This is a genomic window from uncultured Bradyrhizobium sp., assembly GCF_964252615.1.
GTDB lineage: Bacteria > Pseudomonadota > Alphaproteobacteria > Rhizobiales > Xanthobacteraceae > Bradyrhizobium.
Window position 1 is genome coordinate 78,327 of the sequence record NZ_CAXUNQ010000001.1, and the last position, 19,003, is coordinate 97,329.

At 63.2% G+C, this 19,003-nt stretch carries 18 protein-coding genes; 5 read left to right on the forward strand and 13 right to left on the reverse strand.

Annotated elements, in window-relative coordinates; genetic code table 11:
- Window positions 1-74: 74 nt before the first annotated feature.
- The 9 genes from ACFE72_RS00365 to ACFE72_RS00405 all read right to left on the reverse strand — a co-directional run bounded on the left by ACFE72_RS00365 (window position 75) and on the right by ACFE72_RS00405 (window position 11,068).
- Window positions 75-1,241: an acyl-CoA dehydrogenase family protein gene (locus ACFE72_RS00365; RefSeq protein ID WP_375411057.1), complete on the reverse strand. Its 1,167-nt coding sequence runs from the start codon at window positions 1,239-1,241 to the stop codon at window positions 75-77.
- Window positions 1,242-1,244: 3 nt separating this feature from the next.
- Window positions 1,245-2,450, reverse strand: a complete 1,206-nt coding sequence (locus ACFE72_RS00370; RefSeq protein WP_375411058.1) for a CaiB/BaiF CoA transferase family protein — start codon at window positions 2,448-2,450, stop codon at window positions 1,245-1,247.
- A gap of 263 nt (window positions 2,451-2,713) precedes the next feature.
- The gene (locus tag ACFE72_RS00375; protein ID WP_375411059.1) at window positions 2,714-4,243 is read right to left on the reverse strand and encodes a class I adenylate-forming enzyme family protein; all 1,530 of its coding nucleotides are present in this window, start codon (window positions 4,241-4,243) and stop codon (window positions 2,714-2,716) included.
- Between the two features lie 3 nt (window positions 4,244-4,246).
- Entirely contained in the window at window positions 4,247-5,416 is a 1,170-nt protein-coding gene (locus ACFE72_RS00380) for an acetyl-CoA acetyltransferase (RefSeq protein WP_375411060.1), read from the reverse strand.
- A gap of 140 nt (window positions 5,417-5,556) precedes the next feature.
- Window positions 5,557-6,543 carry a D-erythronate dehydrogenase gene (gene denD / locus ACFE72_RS00385; protein ID WP_375411061.1) on the reverse strand — a complete coding sequence of 329 codons (987 nt, stop codon included), beginning with the start codon at window positions 6,541-6,543 and terminating at the stop codon, window positions 5,557-5,559.
- A gap of 143 nt (window positions 6,544-6,686) precedes the next feature.
- The gene (locus tag ACFE72_RS00390) at window positions 6,687-7,604 is read right to left on the reverse strand and encodes a carbohydrate ABC transporter permease (RefSeq protein WP_375411062.1); all 918 of its coding nucleotides are present in this window, start codon (window positions 7,602-7,604) and stop codon (window positions 6,687-6,689) included.
- Window positions 7,601-8,557, reverse strand: a complete 957-nt coding sequence (locus ACFE72_RS00395; RefSeq protein WP_375411063.1) for a carbohydrate ABC transporter permease — start codon at window positions 8,555-8,557, stop codon at window positions 7,601-7,603. The genes ACFE72_RS00390 and ACFE72_RS00395 overlap by 4 nt, the downstream gene beginning before the upstream one ends.
- A gap of 63 nt (window positions 8,558-8,620) precedes the next feature.
- Entirely contained in the window at window positions 8,621-9,946 is a 1,326-nt protein-coding gene (locus ACFE72_RS00400) for an ABC transporter substrate-binding protein (RefSeq protein ID WP_375411064.1), read from the reverse strand.
- Window positions 9,947-10,006: 60 nt separating this feature from the next.
- Window positions 10,007-11,068: an ABC transporter ATP-binding protein gene (locus tag ACFE72_RS00405; RefSeq protein WP_375411065.1), complete on the reverse strand. Its 1,062-nt coding sequence runs from the start codon at window positions 11,066-11,068 to the stop codon at window positions 10,007-10,009.
- A 323-nt stretch (window positions 11,069-11,391) separates the two neighbouring features.
- Between ACFE72_RS00405 and ACFE72_RS00410 the strand changes: the two genes are divergently transcribed.
- The 5 genes from ACFE72_RS00410 to ACFE72_RS00430 all read left to right on the forward strand — a co-directional run bounded on the left by ACFE72_RS00410 (window position 11,392) and on the right by ACFE72_RS00430 (window position 15,925).
- Window positions 11,392-13,200, forward strand: a complete 1,809-nt coding sequence (locus tag ACFE72_RS00410) for an IlvD/Edd family dehydratase (protein ID WP_375411066.1) — start codon at window positions 11,392-11,394, stop codon at window positions 13,198-13,200.
- Between the two features lie 126 nt (window positions 13,201-13,326).
- Window positions 13,327-14,061 carry an SDR family oxidoreductase gene (locus ACFE72_RS00415; protein WP_375411067.1) on the forward strand — a complete coding sequence of 245 codons (735 nt, stop codon included), beginning with the start codon at window positions 13,327-13,329 and terminating at the stop codon, window positions 14,059-14,061.
- A gap of 138 nt (window positions 14,062-14,199) precedes the next feature.
- Window positions 14,200-14,946 (forward strand): SDR family NAD(P)-dependent oxidoreductase, encoded by a 747-nt coding sequence (locus ACFE72_RS00420; RefSeq protein ID WP_375411068.1) that lies wholly within the window; start codon window positions 14,200-14,202, stop codon window positions 14,944-14,946.
- A gap of 68 nt (window positions 14,947-15,014) precedes the next feature.
- Window positions 15,015-15,437 (forward strand): hypothetical protein, encoded by a 423-nt coding sequence (locus ACFE72_RS00425; protein ID WP_375411069.1) that lies wholly within the window; start codon window positions 15,015-15,017, stop codon window positions 15,435-15,437.
- A 41-nt stretch (window positions 15,438-15,478) separates the two neighbouring features.
- Window positions 15,479-15,925: a hypothetical protein gene (locus ACFE72_RS00430; RefSeq protein WP_375411070.1), complete on the forward strand. Its 447-nt coding sequence runs from the start codon at window positions 15,479-15,481 to the stop codon at window positions 15,923-15,925.
- Window positions 15,926-16,019: 94 nt separating this feature from the next.
- Here the strand turns inward: ACFE72_RS00430 and ACFE72_RS00435 are convergent, their stop codons facing one another.
- Genes ACFE72_RS00435 through ACFE72_RS00450 form a run of 4 tightly spaced genes read right to left on the reverse strand, consistent with a single transcriptional unit; the run spans window position 16,020 to window position 18,956 of the window.
- On the reverse strand, window positions 16,020-16,814 hold the full coding sequence (locus ACFE72_RS00435; RefSeq protein WP_375411071.1) for an energy transducer TonB: 795 nt from the start codon (window positions 16,812-16,814) through the stop codon (window positions 16,020-16,022).
- Between the two features lie 16 nt (window positions 16,815-16,830).
- The gene (gene exbD, locus ACFE72_RS00440; protein WP_375411072.1) at window positions 16,831-17,304 is read right to left on the reverse strand and encodes a TonB system transport protein ExbD; all 474 of its coding nucleotides are present in this window, start codon (window positions 17,302-17,304) and stop codon (window positions 16,831-16,833) included.
- A 3-nt stretch (window positions 17,305-17,307) separates the two neighbouring features.
- Window positions 17,308-18,270 carry a tonB-system energizer ExbB gene (gene exbB / locus ACFE72_RS00445; protein ID WP_375411073.1) on the reverse strand — a complete coding sequence of 321 codons (963 nt, stop codon included), beginning with the start codon at window positions 18,268-18,270 and terminating at the stop codon, window positions 17,308-17,310.
- On the reverse strand, window positions 18,267-18,956 hold the full coding sequence (locus tag ACFE72_RS00450; RefSeq protein WP_375411074.1) for a Fe2+-dependent dioxygenase: 690 nt from the start codon (window positions 18,954-18,956) through the stop codon (window positions 18,267-18,269). The genes exbB and ACFE72_RS00450 overlap by 4 nt, the downstream gene beginning before the upstream one ends.
- Window positions 18,957-19,003: the final 47 nt, after the last annotated feature.

Consider the following 19,003-nt stretch of genomic DNA (forward strand, 5'->3'; position numbering starts at 1 on the left):
TTCAGGGCTCGCGCTTCGCGCGCCCCGGAATGACGGTCTAAAGGCCGTTTTCCGCATCATCTTGATGAGCTCCGCTAATACGACTTCGGCAGGCCGAGAACCTTCTCGGCAATAAAACTCAAGATCAGTTGCGGACTGATCGGGGCGATGCGCGGGATCAGCGATTCGCGCAGATAGCGCTCGACATGGTATTCCCTGGCGTAGCCGAAACCGCCATGGGTCATCACCGCCTGCTCGCAGGCCTTAAAACTCGCCTCGCCCGCGAGATATTTGGCGGCGTTGGCCGCCGGCCCGCACGGCAGGCCCTGGTCGTACTGCCAGCCCGCCGACAGCGTCATCAGCCACGCCGCTTCCAGCTCCATCCAGTTCTTCGCCAGCGGATGCTGGATCGCCTGGTTCTTGCCGATCGGCCGATTGAACACGATGCGGGTTTTTGCGTAGGCGGCGGCGCGCGACAGCGCCAACTGGCCGAGGCCCACCCCTTCGGCGGCGATCAGGATGCGTTCGGGATTCATGCCGTGCAAGATGTATTCGAAGCCGCGGCCCTCTTCGCCGATACGGTCCCGGACCGGAATCTCGAAATCGGCGATGAACAGCTCGTTGGAATCCACCGCCTTGCGGCCCATCTTCTCGATCTCGTGCACGGCGATGCGGCTGCGGTCGAGATCGGTGTAGAACAGGCTGAGGCCGTGGGTGGGTTTCTTCACCTCTTCCAGCGGCGTGGTGCGCGCCAGCAGCAGGATCTTTTCGGCCACCTGCGCGGTGGAAATCCACACCTTCTGGCCATTGACGACGTATTTGTCGCCGCTGCGCACGGCGCGGGTTTTCAACTGCGTGGTGTTGAGCCCGGTATTGGGCTCGGTGACGGCGAAGCAGGCCCGCTCCGCGCCCGACACGATCGGTGGCAGCATCCGCTCGCACTGTTCCTCATTGCCGAACACCACGACGGGATTGAGCCCGAACACGTTCATATGCACCGCCGAGGCGCCCGACATCCCGGCGCCGGACTCCGCGATGGTCCGCATCATGATCGCCGCCTCGACGATGCCGAGGCCGGAGCCGCCATGGCTCTCCGGAATGCAGATGCCGAGCCAGCCGGCATCCGCCAGCGCCTTGTGAAAGTCGCCGGGAAAGCCGCCCTCCTTGTCCTTCCTCAGCCAGTAGGCGTCGTCGAACCCGGCGCAGATTCTCACAATCGCGTCGCGGATCGATTCCTGGTCGGGAGTGAGCGCAAAGTCCATCGGTCAATCCTGCAGGCTTGCGGTTTTAGTCACGCCGTCGCGCACCAACGCCGCGATCTCGTCCGCGGAAAACCCGACCTCCCCCAGGATCTTTTCGCCGTGCTCGCCGAGACGCGGCGCCAGCCGCGCCGGCTCCGCGGGAGTATCCGACCAGGTTGCCGATACCTTCATGGTGCGGATCGCGCCTTCGGTCGGATGATCGACCACCGGAAAGAATTTCGTCGCCACTAGATGCGGGTCCTGCAGCATGCTTTCCAGATCGTGCATCGGCATGACCGGCACATCGGCCCTGCTCAGCAGATCGGACCACTCCGCGGTGGTGCGGCTTTGGAAGATGCGGGCCAGTTCCGCATACACCGTGTCGATGTTGACGGCGCGCCCGGCGAAGGTCGCGAATTTCGGATCGCCGCGCAGATCGTCGCGGCCGGTGGCGCGGAAGAAATTCTCCCACTGCTTGTCGTTGTAGACGATCACGCAAATATAGCCGTCGGACGTCTTGTAGGGCCGCCGGTCGCGCGACAGATGCCGGGCATAGCCGCCCCTGTCGAGCGGCGGTTCATACGTAAGGCCTCCCATGTGATCGCCCATCACAAACCCCGCCATGGTTTCGAACATCGGGATATCCAGCCGCTGGCCGCGCCCGGTGCGATCGCGATGCACCAGGCTGGCGCAGATCGCGCCGACCGCGGTGAGGCCGACGATGCGATCGACCAGCGCGTTGGGAACATAGCGCGGGACGCCGTCGCCGGTCTGCGCCATCAGCGCGGGCAGCGCGGTGGCGCCCTGGATCAGATCGTCATAAGCGGGCTTTGCCGCATACGGCCCGTCCTGGCCGAAACCAAACACGCCGGCGTAGATCAGGCGCGGATTGACGGCTGCAACCACCCCGTAGCCGAGGCGCAAGCGCTCCATCGCCTGCGGGCGGACGTTGTAGACTAGGACGTCCGAGGCGGCGATCAGGCGCAGTAGCGCGTCCCGCCCGGCATCCTTCTTCAGATCGAGGCAGATGCTGCGCTTGCTGCGATTGGTATTGAGAAACACCGGCCCCATGCCGGGATGCCGCGTCGGCCCGATCAGCCGCGTCACATCGCCGTCGAAGGTTTCGATCTTGATGACGTCGGCGCCGTAGTCGCCGAGCGTCTGGGTCGCATACGGCCCCATCAGCACCGTCGTCAGGTCGATAATCTTGACGCCCTGCAGGGGTCCCATGGTTCGCTCCCGGCGCGCATAGCGCTGTCATCGCGCCGTCATTCGGGAGCTAGTAACGGCATGAACTGAGCAAGATCAAGGCCCGGTGGGGTATGGGCGCATGCGTGGCACCGTGCCCCGGACGCAGCGCAGCGCGTAGCTCCTGCGTAGCGGTGCGCTGCAGAGCCGGGGCCGGTATGCTCGACGGGCATATGCGTCCCAGTGGGTCCCGGTTCTGCGAAGCGGCATGAAGAAATGCCGCATCGCGCCCGGGACACGAGACCTTACCTCCCCATCATCTTGCGCAGCTCGGTCTTCAGCACCTTGCCGTAATTGTTCTTCGGCAACGCATCCAGATAGACGTAGCGTTTCGGCCGCTTGAAGCGAGCGATCGACGTCAGGCAATGCGCGTCGAGTTTTCCGTCGTCGGCAGCGGCGCCCTGCTCCAGCACCACGCATGCGACCACGATCTCGCCCCAGTCCGGATCGGGCACGCCGATCGCCGACACCTCGCGCACGTCGGCGTGCGTCAGCAGCGCCTCCTCGACTTCGCGCGGGTAGATGTTGGTGCCGCCGGAAATGATCACGTCCTTGGAGCGATCCGACAGGGTGAGAAATCCATCCTCGTCGAGCCGTCCGACATCGCCCGTGCGCAGCCAGCCGTCTTTCAGCGTCTCGGCGTTGGCGCTCGGGTTATTCCAGTAGCCGAGCATCACGGCCGCGCCCTTGGCTTCGATCTCGCCGGTTTCGCCCGCCGGCAACGCCCTGCCGTCGGGGCCGGTGATGCGAACCTCCATCACGCTCTGCGCCGGACCGGCGGATGCCAGCCGCTCGAGATAGCGCGGATGCCGGGTGTCCGCGTGCCAGTGGCGGCCAAGCGATGTGATGCACATCGGCGATTCACCCTGGCCGTAGATCTGAACAAAGCGCTGGCCCATGGTGGCGATGGCGTCGGTGATATCGGCAAGATACATCGGCCCGCCGCCATAAATGACAGTGCGCAGCCCCTCGCCATTGTCGCCGCGTTTCTTTGCGGCATCGACCAGCCGCCGCACCATGGTGGGGGCGGCAAACATCACGACATTGCCGAGCTGCCTGCCGATGTTAAGCACCTCATCGGGATCGAAGCCGCCGGATTCGGGGATGACGTGGCGTCCGCCCATGCGGACATGCGGCAGATGATAGAGGCCCGCGCCGTGCGAAATCGGCGCGGCATACAGCGAAACGTCGTCCGGCGTCGCAGCATCGACATCGACCATGTAGCACAGTGTCGCCGCCACCAGATTGCCGTGACTGAGCATGACGCCCTTCGGCCGGCCGGTGGTGCCGGAGGTGTAGAACAGCCAGGCCAGATCGTCGGTCTCCCGCGCCAGCGGCGTCGGGGCGCCCTCGCCCTCACGCAGCCTGCGATACGCAGCGCTGTCCATCGACAGCGTCTGCATCGACGCCGGCAGATCGGATGCGGCTTCAGCCAGGACTTGGATCGTGTCGTCGGACACGAATGTCAGCTTCGCGCCGGCGTCGGAGCAAATCCACGCCGCTTCGCGGCCATGCAGTTTTGCGTTGATGGGTATCGCGGCGGCGCCGATCCACCAGATGCCGTAGAGACATTCGAGATACTGCGTGCAATTGGTGGCGAACAGGCCGACGCGGTCGCCGGGCCGGATACCGAAATCGCGCGACAGCGCCGCGCCGATGGCGGCGGCATGCCGCGCAAAGGTGGCATAGTCGGCATCGAGATCGAAGCCGGTAAGCAGCGCCGGCGAATGCGGGCGCAGCCGCGCAGTCGCCGCCAGCCATTCGGCAACGTTCATCGCTTACTTCGCGGGCTCCAGCAGCGAGACATAATTGGCCACCGCAGCGCCGCCCATATTGAAGATGCCGCCGAGTTTCGCGTCCTTGATCTGCATGCCCTCCGGCGCCTGCCCGAGCAACTGCATCGCGGTCAGCACGTGCATGGAGACGCCGGTGGCGCCGATCGGATGGCCTTTGGCCTTCAGGCCGCCGGACGGATTGATCGGCAGCCTGCCGTCCTTTTGCGTCCAGCCCTCCTTGATCGCCCGCGCGCCCTGCCCCCTCGGCGTCAGCCCCATCGCCTCATACTCGATCAGTTCGGCGACGGTGAAACAGTCGTGGGTTTCGACAAAGGACAAGTCGGAGAGCGTCACGCCGGCCTTCTGCAGCGCGCGCTGCCAGGCCACGGTGCAGCCTTCGAACTGCAGGATGTCGCGCTTGGACATCGGCAGGAAGTCCTGCGCGTGCGCGGTGGCCTTGATGTCGACCGCCTTGCCCATGCTCCTGGCGGTTTCCGAATCCGTCAGCACCAGCGCGGCGGCGCCGTCGGAGACCAGCGAGCAGTCAGTCCGTTTCAGCGGGCCGGCGACGAACGGATTCTTCTCGCTTTCCGAACGGCAGAACTCGTAGCCGAAGTCCTTGCGCATCTGGGCATAGGGATTGGCGACGCCGTTCTTGTGGTTCTTGGCGGCGATCATCGCCAGCGCATCGGACTGGTCGCCATATTTCTGGAAATAGGCCTGCGCGATCTTGCCGAACACGCCGGCAAAGCCGCCGGGGGTGTCGCCGTCCTCGGGCAGATACGACGCGCGCAGCAGGTTGCGGCCGATCTCCGGTCCCGGCGTGCGCGTCATCTGCTCGACGCCTACCACCAGCACGATCTTTGCGGCGCCCGCCTCGATCGCGCGGACGCCCTGATGCACCGCCGCCGACCCGGTGGCGCAGGCGTTCTCGACCCGCGTCGCCGGCTTGAACCGCAAGCGCGGATCGGCCTGCAGCACCAACGAGGCGGTAAAATCCTGCGGCGAAAAGCCGGCGTTGAAATGCCCAAGCACGATCTCGTCAACGTCGTCAGCCGAAATGCCGGCATCGTCAAGCGCCTCCGTCGCAACCTTGACCACAAGACTCTCGACAGTCTCGGTGTCGAACTTTCCGAATGGCGTGTGCGCCCATCCGACGATGCTGGCTGTCATGGTTGTTCTCCCTTTGTCGTCCCCGCGAAGGCGGGGAATCCATACGCCGTGTCGTCCCGTTTAGGCGCTGGGCCAAGGCCTTCTGTATCACGAACGCCAGGGGTTATGGGTCCCCGCCTTCGCGGAGACGACACTGCATGTTATGCGACGAAACTGCCGCCGAGTTCGTCCTCTATATGGATACGAATGATATCATCGAAAGTCTTTTCCGCGGTGGTAAAGCCGAGTTTTTGAGCCCGGCTGGCATCGAAGTTCCGCGGCCAGCCGTCGACAATCCCCATGATGAAAGCGTCGGGTTCCCGCCTGATCCGTGCGGCCACCCTGTCTCCGGCCACCCGTTTCAAGGCCGCGATCTCTTCGCCGACGGTGGCCGACAGGCCGGGCATGGTGAGATTGCGGCGCGCGCCCGCGGTTGTACTGTCCATGGTCGCAGCGTGGATCAGGAAGCCGACCGCCGAACGCGGCGAGGCATGCCAGTGCCGGACCTCCTCGGATACCGGCAGCACGGCCTCCTTGCCGGCGAGCGGTTCGCGCAGGATGTTGGAGAAGAATCCGGATGCCGCCTTGTTGGGCAGCCCGGGACGGATGCAGATGGTCGGCAGCCGGATGCCAATACCGTCCATGAACCCGCGGCGCGAATAGTCGGCCAGCAGCAGTTCGCCGATCGCCTTCTGGGTGCCGTAGCTGAGCAGCGGGGTGTGGAAGAACTCGTCGCCGATCGCGTCGGGGAACGGCGCGCCGAACACCGCGATCGACGACGTGAACACCACCCGCGGCTTGTAGCCGCCGCCGATCAGCCTGATGGCGTCGAGCAGCATCCGCGTGCCGTCGAGATTGATGCGATAGCCCTTGTCGAAATCGAGCTCGGCCTCGCCGGAGACGATCGCCGCCAGGTGAAAGATCACATCGGGCCGGGCGGAGACCAGTTTTTCCGCAAAGCCCGCCACGGCAAAATCGCCGGCAATCGTCTCCGCCGGGAAGCCGGCATTGGCGGGCTTCGCCGGTTCCACCACGTCCTGAAGCGTCATCCGCGTGATGTCGTTGCTGCCAAGACGGCCGTCGCGCAGCAGGCGTTCGGTCAGTTTGCGCCCGACCATACCGGCCGCGCCGAGAATGAGGATGTGCAAGGGGGACGTTCCTTTTCTTTTTGTTGATCGTCGTCATTCCGGGGCGCGACCGAAGGGAGCGAGCCCGGAATCCATACCCACGATCGGCGGTTATGGATTTCCGGGCCTGCGCCCCAAGCGGCGCATCCCGGAATGACGGTGTGCTACTCCTTCACCGCGCCGGTCATCGCCGACACATAATGCTCGACGAAGAACGCGTAGAGAATGACCAGCGGCAGCGAACCGACCAGCGCGCCGGCCATCAGCGATCCCCACTTGTAGATGTCGCCATCGACAAACTCATTGACGATCGCTACCGGCACCGTCTTGTTCTGCGTCGATTGCAGGAAGGTCAGCGCGTAGATGAACTCGTTCCAGCAAATCGTGAATGAGAAGATGAATGCGGAAATCAGGCCGGGAACGGCGAGCGGCAGCACGATGCGGGTCAGTATCTGCCAACGGGTCGCACCGTCGATCAGCGCGCATTCCTCCAGTTCGAACGGAATCGTCTTGAAGTATCCCATCAGCAGCCACGTCGAAAACGGGATCAGAAGCGTGGGATAGACGAGAATCAGCGCGATCGGCGAGTCGAACAGGCCGTAGGCCTGGATCACCGACGCCAGCGGAATGAAAAGGATCGACGGCGGCACCAGATAAGCCATGAAGATCGTGACGCCGACCACCTCGGCTCCCCTGAACCGCAGCCGCACGATCGCGTAGGCTGCAAGCACGCTTGCGGTGATCGACAACGCGGTTGAGGCCGCCGCGACATACATCGTGTTCCAGAGCCAGCGCGGATATTCAGTCTCGAACAGCAGCTTGCTGATGTGCTTGAATGTGGGATGGACGACCCAGAACGGGTTGTATTTCTCCATGTCGATCAGCTGCTCATCCGGCTTGATCGATGTCAGGCCCATCCAGTAAAACGGAAACAGCAATACGACCACGATCACGAACAGCGGAAAATACAGCGTGACCAGCCGCCGGGGCAGCGATTCGAGATAGCTCATGCCGTCGCTATTGTCGTCGTTGGCCGCGGTCGCGACGACCGCGAGTTTGCTGGACGCAGCGGAATCCGTCATTTGTCTGAACCTTGCTGCCACTTCCGGCGCTGCATTCCGAACCAGGAAATCGTAATGGCGGCCAGCAGGAACGGGATCATCGCCGTGGCGATCGCCGCGCCCTCGCCGAGCCGCCCGCTGAGAATTCCGCGCTGGTAACTCAGCGTCGCCATCAAATGCGTGGAATTGACCGGTCCGCCGCGCGTCAACGCCCAGATCAGCTGGAAGTCGGTGAACGTGAACAACACCGAGAACGTCATCACCACCGCGATGATCGGCGTCAGCAACGGATAGGTGATGAAACGGAAGCGCTGCCAATTGGTGGCGCCATCGAGGGTCGCGGCTTCGTACAGCGACGGCGACACCGTCTGCAGGCCGGCGAGCAGGGTGATCGCGACGAACGGAACGCCGCGCCAGATATTGGCGAAAATAACGCTCGCCCGGGCCAGCGTGGTGTCGCCGAGAAAATTGATGTACCGGTCGATCAGGCCGAGCTTCATCAGCGACCATGAGATGATGGAGAACTGCGCGTCGTAGATCCACCAGAACGCGATCGCGGACAACACCGTCGGCACAATGAACGGAACCAGGATCGCCGCGCGGATCAGCGCCTTGAACGGCATGCTGCGATTGAGCAGCAGCGCCAGATACAGCCCTATCGCGAATTTAATGGCGCTTGCGACGACCGTGTAGACCAGCGTGTTGAAAACCGAGAGCCAGAAAACGGCGTCGTCCCACAGCCATTGGTAGTTTTCCGTGCCGATGAAGACACCGTCGCGGCCGATACGGGCATCGGTGAAACTCATCCAGACGCCGAGCCCGAGCGGATAGGCCAGGAAAAGGAGGAGGAATGCTCCGGCCGGTACCATGAACCAGAACGAAACCCAGTCGTTGTTCAGGCGCAGACGCTGCCAGAAGGAATACTCCTGGATCGCCCTGCGCGGAATATCCGCAGTCGCCGGAATCGAGCTCATTTGGTTTCCGCTCCGAAATTCAAAAGAGCTGGCGCGGGAAAGACCCGCGCCAGCAGGTGTCGCTTACGAGCGGTACAGACGCTTGGCCTGGCGCTCCGCCGAAGCCATCGCGCCCTTAACGTCTTCGCGGCCCGTGCAATAGTTGGCGAACATGTCGACCACGATGAAGTCGGCAATCGCCGCCGCCGCGTTTTCGCCCAGCGTTCCGAGACCGGCGGGCGTCCGCGCCCGCTTGGCGACGTCGCGATACGGCGTGGTCTTGGGATCCGCGGTCCAGATCGGGTTGTTGTCGTAGGCGTTGAGGAAGTGCGAGAGGTAGCCCTGCGCGCCCTCGATCCACGGATTGAACTGATCCGCTTCAAGCATGAACGCGGTGAGAGCCTTGCACGCCTGCGGCGACTTCGTGAAATTGAAGATCAACATCGGGAATGCAAGATGCAGTTCGGCCGGCTTGCCGAGCGGCCCGACCGGCAGGTAGGCGTGGTTCATATCTTCGGCAATGGCCGGGTTCTCCTTCTTGGCCGCGACGTAGATCGAGATACCATTGTTGGTGCAATGGAGCTGACCGGCAAGGAAAGCCTTGTTGTTCGAGCTGTCGTTCCACGAGACCGTGCCTGGAATGAAAGTGGCGTAAAGCTGCTTGATGTATTCAAGCGATGCCGCGGTTTCAGGAGAATTGATGACGACCTTGTCGTTGGCATCGACAAGATTGCCGCCGAACGCCCACAGCGCCCAGTACAGCCAGCCGTTCGCGTCGCCCGAGGCGTGGCCCAGCGCCATGCCGCCGGGAGTGCCGTTCTTGTTCAGTCCCTTGAACATTTCAAGCATGCCCGCGGTGTCTTTCGGGAACTCCTTGAACCCGGCTTTTTCACAGGCGGCGATGCGATAGTTGAGAAGCCCCCCGGTGGCTGCGATGGGAATGCCGACCCACTTATTGCCGACCTTGCAGTAGTCCTCGGCCGACTTGGTCCAGCCGCCATACTTGCCGCCAAGATAATTCGCGACGTCAGCGACGTCGGTGACTTTGGTCGACAGCAAATGCGGCAGCGAATAAAGGCCCCACACCATATCGAGGCCCTGCCCGGTGTTGGCGGCAACCGATGCCTTGGGCTGCAGATCGTCGAAGGATTCGTTGGAAACCGTCACGGTGACACCGGTCGCCTTCTGGAAGGCTTCGACCATTTTCATGAAGGCGGCATCTTCGGCCTCGACGAATCGCTTCCAGCGCAGCAGGTTGATCTTGGCGCCTTTTTCGGGCTTCCACTGCGAGGCCTGCGCCCAGGCCGTCGCATAGTTCAGCAACTGATCGGCCGACATCGTCGCCGCGGCGGCCATCGTGACAGCGCCGCCCTTGAGCAACGAGCGCCGATCCGGTGTAAAGTCAGTCATCTTGCGTTTTTCTCCACTGTTGATTGGCTGTTTTATCGACCAATGCTTCTTCTAAAAAAATCACAAACGCTTCCCGGTGGCGCCGTCGAACAGATGCACCAGCGCGGGATCTGGTTTAAGCCGGACCTTGTCGCCCGGATTGAATTGATGACGTTCGCGGAACACCGCGACGACCTGCTCGCCGCCGAGCTTGGCAAAGACCTGGGTTTCCGATCCGGTCGGCTCCACCACCACGATCTCGGCTTCCGCGCCGTCATCGGCGATGGTGAAATGCTCGGGCCGGACGCCGTACACCACGGGCTTGCCGTCTGAATGGGGCGGCGCGCCGGGCAGCGGCAGCTTGACCCCGTTGGGCCCTTCGAAGACGGCCGATCCGTTCACCTTGACCTTGCCATGCAGGAAATTCATCGCCGGCGAACCGATGAAGCCGGCGACGAACTGATTGTCCGGCCGGTCGTAGAGTTCGAGCGGCGTGCCGATCTGCTCGACGATGCCGTCATGCATGACCACGATCTTGTCGGCCATGGTCATGGCCTCGATCTGGTCGTGGGTAACGTAGACCGTGGTGGTCTTCAGCCGCTGGTGCAGTTCCTTGATCTCGGTGCGCATCGCGACGCGCAGCTTGGCGTCGAGGTTGGACAGCGGCTCGTCGAACAGGAACACCTGCGGATCGCGGACGATGGCGCGGCCCATGGCGACGCGCTGGCGCTGGCCGCCCGACAATTGCCGCGGATAGCGATCCAGCAGCGGCGTCAGCGCCAGGATCTCGGCGGCGCGCCTGACGCCCTTGTCGATGTCTTCCTTGCTCGCGCCGCGCAGTTTTAAGGAAAATCCCATATTGTCGGCCACCGTCATATGCGGATAGAGCGCATAATTCTGGAACACCATGGCGATGTCGCGCTCTTTGGGCTGGACGTTGTTGACCACGCGGTCGCCGATCGAAATCGTGCCGGAGGTGATGTTCTCCAGCCCCGCCAGCATCCGCAGCAAGGTCGACTTGCCGCAACCGGACGGACCTACCAGCACGACGAACGCGCCGTCCTCGATCGGAACGCTGACCCCGTGCAGGACCTCAAAGCCCCCAAATGACTTCCGCACGTCGTGAATCTGCACTGACGCCATACCAGTCCCTCCCAAACGCTCGCAGCCATCCGGCAGCAGCCGTGGCCTTTTCTATTTTGACGGCGGTCATACCAGACTTTTTCGAAATTGTCGTTGGATCAAAGTCGTAGGGGGTTACCGCTGGCTGCAACGTTGCGAACCATGCGGCGGCATGCAAACATCGGCCGCGACCAAAAAACAGCCGTCATGGCCGGACGTGTCCCGGCCATCCACGTCTTTCTTGGTCGGCGCCGCAAAACGTGATGCCCGGCACAAGGCGGGGCATGACGAAGGCTCAAAAACATTACGCACACAAATAAGGCGCGTGCGCTGCGGGAGAAACAATGAACAAGCCGATAACCGGTATCGCGAGGCGGAAGCTCCGATCCAGCGAATGGTTCAACAACCCCCATAATCCCGGAATGACCGCGCTTTATCTCGAGCGCTACCTGAACTACGGGCTGACCCGCCACGAATTGCAGTCCGGCAAGCCGATCATCGGCATCGCGCAGACCGGCAACGACCTGTCGCCGTGCAACCGCCACCACCTCGAACTTGCCCATCGGGTGCGCGAGGGCATCCGCGAGGCCGGCGGCATCGCCATGGAATTCCCGACCCATCCCATTCAGGAAACCGGCAAGCGCCCCACCGCCGCGCTCGACCGCAACCTTGCTTATCTCGGGCTGGTGGAAATCCTGTTCGGCTATCCGCTGGACGGCGTGGTGCTGACCACCGGCTGCGACAAGACCACCCCCGCCTGCATGATGGCGGCGGCGACCGTCAATATTCCGGCCATCGTCCTGTCCGGCGGGCCGATGCTGAACGGCTGGCACAATGGCGAGCGCACCGGTTCGGGCACCGTGGTCTGGAAGTCGCGCGAAGAGATGGCCGCCGGCAGGATCGACTATGAGGAATTCATGGATATCGTGGCGTCATCGGCGCCGTCGGTCGGCCACTGCAACACCATGGGCACGGCATCGACCATGAATTCGCTGGCGGAAGCGCTGGGCTTTTCGCTGCCCGGTTGCGCTGCGATCCCCGCGCCGTATCGCGAGCGCGGCCAGATTGCCTACGAGACGGGAAAACGCGCGGTCGAGATGGTGTGGGAAGATCTGAAACCCTCCGACTTCCTGACCCGCAAGGCGTTCGAGAACTGCATCGTCGTCAATTCGGCGATCGGCGGCTCCACCAACGCGCCGATCCACATCAATGCGCTGGCGCGGCATGTCGGCGTCGAACTGTCGATCGAGGACTGGCAGACGGTCGGCCATGACGTTCCGCTGCTGGTCAACATGCAGCCCGCAGGCTTCTATCTCGGCGAGGAATATCACCGCGCCGGCGGCGTGCCGGCCGTGATACGCGAATTGATCAAGCACAAGCGCATCCATGAAGATGCGCTGACCGTCAACGGCAAATCCATGGGCGAGAACTGCCGGCAGGCGCCGCTTCCCGACAGCGACGTGATCCGGACCTACGACAAGCCGCTGGTGAAGGATGCCGGCTTCATCGTGCTGCGCGGCAATCTGTTCGATTCGGCGATCATGAAGACCAGCGTGATCTCGAAGGAATTCCGCGACCGCTATCTGTCCAATCCGAACGACCCCGAAGCCTTCGAGGGCCGCGCCATCGTGTTCGAGGGACCGGAAGATTATCACCATCGTATCGACGATGAATCGCTGAACATCGATGAGCACTGCATGCTGTTCGTGCGCGGCGTCGGGCCGATCGGCTATCCCGGCGGCGCCGAGGTCGTGAACATGCAGCCGCCTGCGGCGCTGATCAAGAAAGGCATCACCGCGCTGCCCTGCATCGGCGACGGTCGCCAATCCGGCACCTCCGGCTCGCCGTCGATCCTCAACGCCTCGCCCGAGGCCGCGGCCAATGGCGGCCTTGCCGTGCTCAAGACCGGCGACCGCGTCCGCATCGACCTCAACAAGGGCGACGCGAACATCCTGATCTCGCCCGACGAACTGAAGCAGCGCTTCGCCGAGCTGAAGGCGATGGGCGGGTTTCCGTATCCGAAAAACCAGACCCCCTGGCAGGAACTGTACCGCGACACCGTCGGCCAGCAATCCACCGGCGCCTGCCTCGAACTCGCAACGCGCTACCGCAACATCGCCGGCACCGTCGGGGTGGCGCGGGATAATCATTGACACCTACCTTCGTCATGCCCGGCCCTGTGCCGGGGATCCACGTCTTTCTCCGGCGACCCTGCGAAGAAAGACGTGGATGGCCGGGACAAGCCCGGCCATGACGGAATAATCATACGGAGGAAATCCATGTCCGATCGCCTGAGAGGCAAACGCGCATTCGTGACCGCGGCGGCGGTCGGGATCGGCCGCGCCTGCGCGGTGGCCTTTGCCCGCGAAGGCGCGGAGGTGTTTGCGACCGACATCGACGAGGGTAAGCTGGCGCTTCTGAAAAACGACGGCGTGCCGGAGGTGGCAAAACTCGACGTGCGCGACAGCGCCGCCGTCGATGCGATGGCCCGGCGCGTCGGCAAGATCGACATCCTGCTCAACGCCGCGGGCTTCGTGCATCACGGCACCGTGCTGGAATGCTCCGACGCGGACTGGGATTTCTCGTTCGACCTCAATGTCAAGTCGATGCACCGGACCATCCGGGCGTTCCTGCCCGGCATGCTGGAGGCCGGCCGCGGTTCGATCGTCAACATCTCCTCGGCTGCCGGCGTGTTCAAGGCAGCGCCCAACCGCTACGTCTACGGCGCCACCAAGGCCGCCGTCGCCGCACTGACCCGGGCGGTGGCGACCGACTTCATCACCCGGGGCATCCGCTGCAACGCCATCTGCCCGGGCACCATCGAGACGCCGTCGATGCTGAACCGCGCCGAAGCCGCCGGGCCCGGCGGCCGCGACATGTTCGTGAGCCGGCAGCCGATGGGGCGGCTCGGCACCGCCGACGAGATCGGCGCGCTCGCGGTGTACCTCGCCAGCGACGAGAGCGCCTTCACCACCGGCGTCGCCCACATCATCGACGGCGGCTGGACGCTGTAACCAACCGTCATTCGCGGGCGCGACGAAGTCGCGAGCCCGGAATCCATAACCACCGTCGTGAGTATGGATTCCGGGTCTGCGCCAAGAGGCGCATCCCGGAATGACGATGAGATTTTCGTTTTTAGAAAGAGGACCACCATGAACAACATCGATCTCAACGGCCGCTGCGCCGTCGTCACCGGCGGCGCGCAGGGCTTTGGCCGCGCGATTACCGAGCGTTTTGCGGCTTCCGGCGCCAGGGTCGCGATCTGGGATCACGACCAGCCATTTGCGGAGAAAACCGCCAAAGAAATCGGCGGCGGCGTCACCGCGTTCGCCGTCGACGTCTCCGATCTCGCCGCGGTCGAGAAAGCGCGCGACGCCACGCTCGCCGCGTTCGGCAAGATCGACATCCTGGTCAACAATGCCGGCATCGCCGGAATCAACAAGACGGTGTGGGATACCGACCTCGACGAATGGCGCAAGGTGCTGCGCATCAACCTCGACGGTCCGTTCATCTGCTGCAAGGCGGTGGTGCCGGGAATGGTGAAACGGAACTACGGCCGCATCGTCAACATCGCCTCGATCGCCGGCAAGGAAGGTAACCCCAACGCGGCGCATTATTCCGCCTCCAAGGCCGGGCTTATCGCGCTGACCAAATCGCTCGGCAAGGAGCTCGCCGGTCACGAGATCGCGGTCAACGCCGTGACGCCGGCGGCGGCGAGAACCGCGATCTTCGATCAGATGACGCAGCAGCATATCGACTTCATGCTCTCCAAGATTCCGAAGGGCCGCTTCGTGCTGGTGGAAGAACTGGCGGCGATGGTGGCATGGCTGGCCTCGGAGGATTGCGCGTTTTCCACCGGCGCCGTGTTCGATATTTCCGGCGGCCGCGCGACTTATTGAAGACAAACAGTTCGCGCAATGAAAGACTGCCGTCATGCGACCCCGCACATCAACGACTTGAGGCAGCCTTGATCAAAGCCCCGGATAAGATGATCGCACGGCGCGCCGATACCCAGGCCCGCGCCGATTTCGCGACCTGGAAAATGATGGCGAAGCTGAACGGCTCCTCCGCCCTGCCCGTCGAAGCTCAGCGATTCCTGCTCCGCTACAAGGCGTTTCTCAACGACATGACGGAAGCGCAGGCAACCGACGCCACCATCAATCTGCTCTACAAGAGTTACTACACGCAGATGGGCGGCGCCGGCGCGCCGCCGGACGTCCGGCCCGGCCCGAGCGATTACGTGACGGACAATGTCACGGCCTTCAAACGGCCGGCGCCGCGGCCCAAGCCCGCACCCGCCGGCGCGCCGGTAAAGTCGAGGTTGCCCGTAGCGCTGATCTTCGCCTGCCTTGTCATCGTCTATGTCGGGTTCCGGTATTACTGGCGCTGACGCAATGATATAGAGACGATGCAGCCGAAAGGTATAGCGCCGTGAGTGACGAAAGTGTTGAGGATAGATTACTCATCGAAGAATATAAGTCCTGCCGCGACCTGATCAGTAAGAACATCGATATCATCGAGAAGACCGAAGTATACGCGGTTGGAGCAGCCGGCGCGACGGCGGTCTTTTCCTTTTCTGCGACTCAGCAGATCGTCGCCACCGTATCGGCATGGCTTCCGTTCGTGATCGCGTTGCTCGGGTTCGTTCGTTTTTTAGGAATCGACAGTACAATCAACAAGATCAACACCTATTTAGTCGCGCTGGAGACGAAGTATCCCAAGCTGAACTGGACAACTTTCTACAGAGCCAGCAACAAGAGCAAGACGTTGAAAAAGACCAGATACGGTTTTTGGATAGTGCTGGGACTTCTGGGTTTCGCGTTTGGAATCTTCATGACCATGAAAGGGCCATTTGGTATACCGCCATCGCCGCATTAATTGGGCTGGGTTTCGATCACAATTAAGGCCGGGTCTGACTTGCTCGAGCAGCTTGAAGGCAACAGCCCAGGTAACTCACTCAGCCAACTAAGACTCAGCTCCTCCCCTTCACGCGAAAGATCACCGGCAGCGTAAACGTCAGACCCTCGTCGGCCACCAGCGGCGGGGGCCGCGGCACGGGGTCGGAACGGCGCACCATGGCCAGCGCCGCCTCGTCGAACGCGGCATCGCCGGAACCTTTCATGATGCTGGTGGAGAGCACGTGGCCGCTGCGGTCGAGCGCGAAGGAGACCACGATCTCGGCGCTCTTTTGCTGGCGCTGCGCAGGGTAGCGTTTGTGCTTGTCGAGATGAGCGACCAGTTCCTTCTGCCAGGTCGCCTTGAGCCGGCGCATGCTCTCGCCGCTGCCCACCGCCGGCGCGACCGAGCGCGGACCGTCGGGTATCGCCTCGGAACTCGGCGTTGCCGTGGCTTCCGCCGCGACCGATTCCGTCGAGGCCGAGGTCTGCACCGCGGCGATTTCCGGCTCTTCCTCCTTCGGTTTTGGAGAATCGTTCGCCGTCACCACGCGGTCGGGATCTTCGGTTTCGGTCGGCACGTCCTTGGGAAGCTCGGTGTCCTTGACCGCCGCCTGCTGCTCGGCAAGCGCCGGGGACGCGACCGAAGCATCGGTATCCGGCCCCGGCGGCAGATCGGTGACCTCGACACGCGGCGCCATCATTTCCAGGCCGATCTCGATCGCCGGCGCGCCGAGCGTATCGTCGGGATCGTCGGTCTGCATATGGGCGACCGCCAGTGCCGCGCAGCCGAGATGCAGCGCAAGCGCCGCGACGCCTGCGAAAATCCAGAGCCGCCGCGACGGCTGTTGTTCGGTGTCGAAATCAGGCATCCGGGCTCAGCGCCATTCAAGGCTTCGGATTCTCGGCGGCTGGCGGCTGCGGCGCGCTGTCCGCGACGCCTTCCAGGGCCACCAGCTTGATCTTGGAATAACCTCCGGCGCGCAGAATTTCCAGCACGTCCATCATCTCGCCATAGGGCACCGCGCGGTCGGCGCGCAGGAAGATGAAGCGGTCCTTGCCGGCTTCGGCGGTCGAATCCAGGGTGCGGACGAGGTCGACGCGCTTGACCATGGTTTCGCCGATGGCGACCGCAAGATCGGACTTGATCGAGACGTAGGTCGGCTTGTCCGGCTTCTTCTGCGGCGTCGCGGTGGAGGACGGCAGGTCGACCGGAAGATCGACCGTCGACAGCGGCGCGGCCACCATGAAGATGATCAGCAGCACCAGCATCACGTCGATGAACGGCGTGACGTTGATTTCGTGCGCTTCGGCGAACTCCTCGTCGTCGTCCAGCCCGCCTTCCGCGATCGATGCGCCCATCGCCTACTCCGCCGCGCGCGCATGCACGCCGCCAAGAGAACTACCATGGGTGCGATCGAGGTCGCGCGACAACAGCCGTCCGGCGGACCCGGAGGCGCGGCTGACCTGTTCGAGATAGGTTTTGGTCACACGCGCGAAGTGATTGTAGATGATGACGGCGGGGATTGCCGCGACCAGACCGATCGCGGTGGCGAGCAGCGCCTCGGCGATACCGGGTGCGACCACCGCGAGGTTGGTGGTCTGCGCTTTCGAGATTCCGATAAAACTGTTCATGATGCCCCACACGGTGCCGAACAGTCCGACGAATGGCGAGGTCGCGCCGATGGTGGCGAGCAGTCCCATGCCGAGCCGGATGCGGCGCGCCTCGGCGCGCAAGATCTCGGCAAAGCTCGACGCCGCGCGTTCCTTGATGCCGCTGTCGGACGAAATTCCCGCCGACAGCCGCGCTTCGCGCATGGCGGCGGCAAGAAATGACGACAGCACGCCCTCTTTTGCGCCGAGCGCGAACTGGGCTTCCGCCAGCGAACGGGAGTCGCTGATCTTGTTGAGCGCGCTCTTGAGTTTGCGCCGCGCAATGGAAAGCTCGATCATTTTCGCGATGAAGATGGTCCAGGTCAGCAGCGACGCGAATGCAAGGCCGATCATCACCGCCTTGACCAGGACGTCGGCGGACTGGAACATCGACCACGGCGACAGTTCGCGAAGCGCCGCCGTCTCGGACCTGAGGGACCTCGCGCCGCCCGCGGCGTCAGGCGTAAGCGATGTCGGCGCAGGTTGACTGGCCGCCGGAGCCTGCGGGGGCGGCACAGCCGGGGCTTGAACGGCCGGCGCTTGAACCACCGGTTGATTCAGGGCCGGCGTTTGCGGGGCAGGCGCCGCCTTCTGCTGTGCAAGAACGGGCGATGCGAGCGACAACGTCGCGAGTGCAAGGATCGCCCCGTAGTTGGCTCGAAAGGACGGTTTCATACGTCGGCCCAGATGCGGATGAGGTTATGATAGATACCGGTCAATTTGACCGTTTCAGGGTCATCTCGCCCGAGACGTTCCACAAGGGCCTGAATGGCGGTGTCGAGATCGAAGATCAGGCTGCGGACGTGAGCATCCCGTACCATGCTCTGCAGCCAGAAAAAAGACGCAACGCGTAACCCTCGCGTGACCGGCGTCACCAGATGCAAACTGGACGCAGGATAAAGTACGAGATCGCCGGCCGGCAGCTTGATTTCATGGGAACCAAAATTGTCCTCGATCATCAGCTCGCCGCCGTCATATTCGTCCGGCTCGGACAAAAACAGCGTCACCGACAGATCGGTGCGGATGCGCAGGCCGGTCAGACGATCTCCGCGCACCGCGTTGTCGACGTGGAGGCCGAAGTGATGGCCGTCCGCGGCCGCGTAGCGGTTGAACAGCGGCGGAAATATCTGCAACGGGATCGCGGCCGAGATGAACCGCGGACTGGCGGTAAGCGCCGAAACAACGCGGTTGCCGAGCTGCCGCGACACCTCGCCGTCCGGCGGCAACTGCTGGTTCTTCTTCACCAGCGCCGACTGCGCGCCCGCGGTGGAACGGCCGTCTTCCCAATCGCAGGCATCCATGACGCGGCGGAAATCCGCCACGTCGGCCTTGCTCAGAACGTCGGGCACGCAGATCAGCATTCAGTTCAACGTCCCCGCTTCAGTCGTCGCCTCTGCCCCGCCTGCTG

Bases quoted from the DNA above. Each gene is read 5' to 3' on its own strand.
- exbD (WP_375411072.1), bottom strand. From the start codon at position 17,304: ATGGGCGCATCGATCGCGGAAGGCGGGCTGGACGACGACGAGGAGTTC.
- ACFE72_RS00380 (WP_375411060.1), bottom strand. From the start codon at position 5,416: ATGACAGCCAGCATCGTCGGATGGGCGCACACGCCATTCGGAAAGTTC.
- ACFE72_RS00370 (WP_375411058.1), bottom strand. From the start codon at position 2,450: ATGGGACCCCTGCAGGGCGTCAAGATTATCGACCTGACGACGGTGCTG.
- ACFE72_RS00410 (WP_375411066.1), top strand. From the start codon at position 11,392: ATGAACAAGCCGATAACCGGTATCGCGAGGCGGAAGCTCCGATCCAGC.
- ACFE72_RS00365 (WP_375411057.1), bottom strand. From the start codon at position 1,241: ATGGACTTTGCGCTCACTCCCGACCAGGAATCGATCCGCGACGCGATT.
- ACFE72_RS00435 (WP_375411071.1), bottom strand. From the start codon at position 16,814: ATGCCTGATTTCGACACCGAACAACAGCCGTCGCGGCGGCTCTGGATT.
- ACFE72_RS00415 (WP_375411067.1), top strand. From the start codon at position 13,327: ATGTCCGATCGCCTGAGAGGCAAACGCGCATTCGTGACCGCGGCGGCG.
- ACFE72_RS00375 (WP_375411059.1), bottom strand. From the start codon at position 4,243: ATGAACGTTGCCGAATGGCTGGCGGCGACTGCGCGGCTGCGCCCGCAT.
- exbB (WP_375411073.1), bottom strand. From the start codon at position 18,270: ATGAAACCGTCCTTTCGAGCCAACTACGGGGCGATCCTTGCACTCGCG.
- ACFE72_RS00450 (WP_375411074.1), bottom strand. From the start codon at position 18,956: ATGCTGATCTGCGTGCCCGACGTTCTGAGCAAGGCCGACGTGGCGGAT.
- ACFE72_RS00405 (WP_375411065.1), bottom strand. From the start codon at position 11,068: ATGGCGTCAGTGCAGATTCACGACGTGCGGAAGTCATTTGGGGGCTTT.
- ACFE72_RS00400 (WP_375411064.1), bottom strand. From the start codon at position 9,946: ATGACTGACTTTACACCGGATCGGCGCTCGTTGCTCAAGGGCGGCGCT.
- ACFE72_RS00390 (WP_375411062.1), bottom strand. From the start codon at position 7,604: ATGACGGATTCCGCTGCGTCCAGCAAACTCGCGGTCGTCGCGACCGCG.
- ACFE72_RS00420 (WP_375411068.1), top strand. From the start codon at position 14,200: ATGAACAACATCGATCTCAACGGCCGCTGCGCCGTCGTCACCGGCGGC.
- ACFE72_RS00395 (WP_375411063.1), bottom strand. From the start codon at position 8,557: ATGAGCTCGATTCCGGCGACTGCGGATATTCCGCGCAGGGCGATCCAG.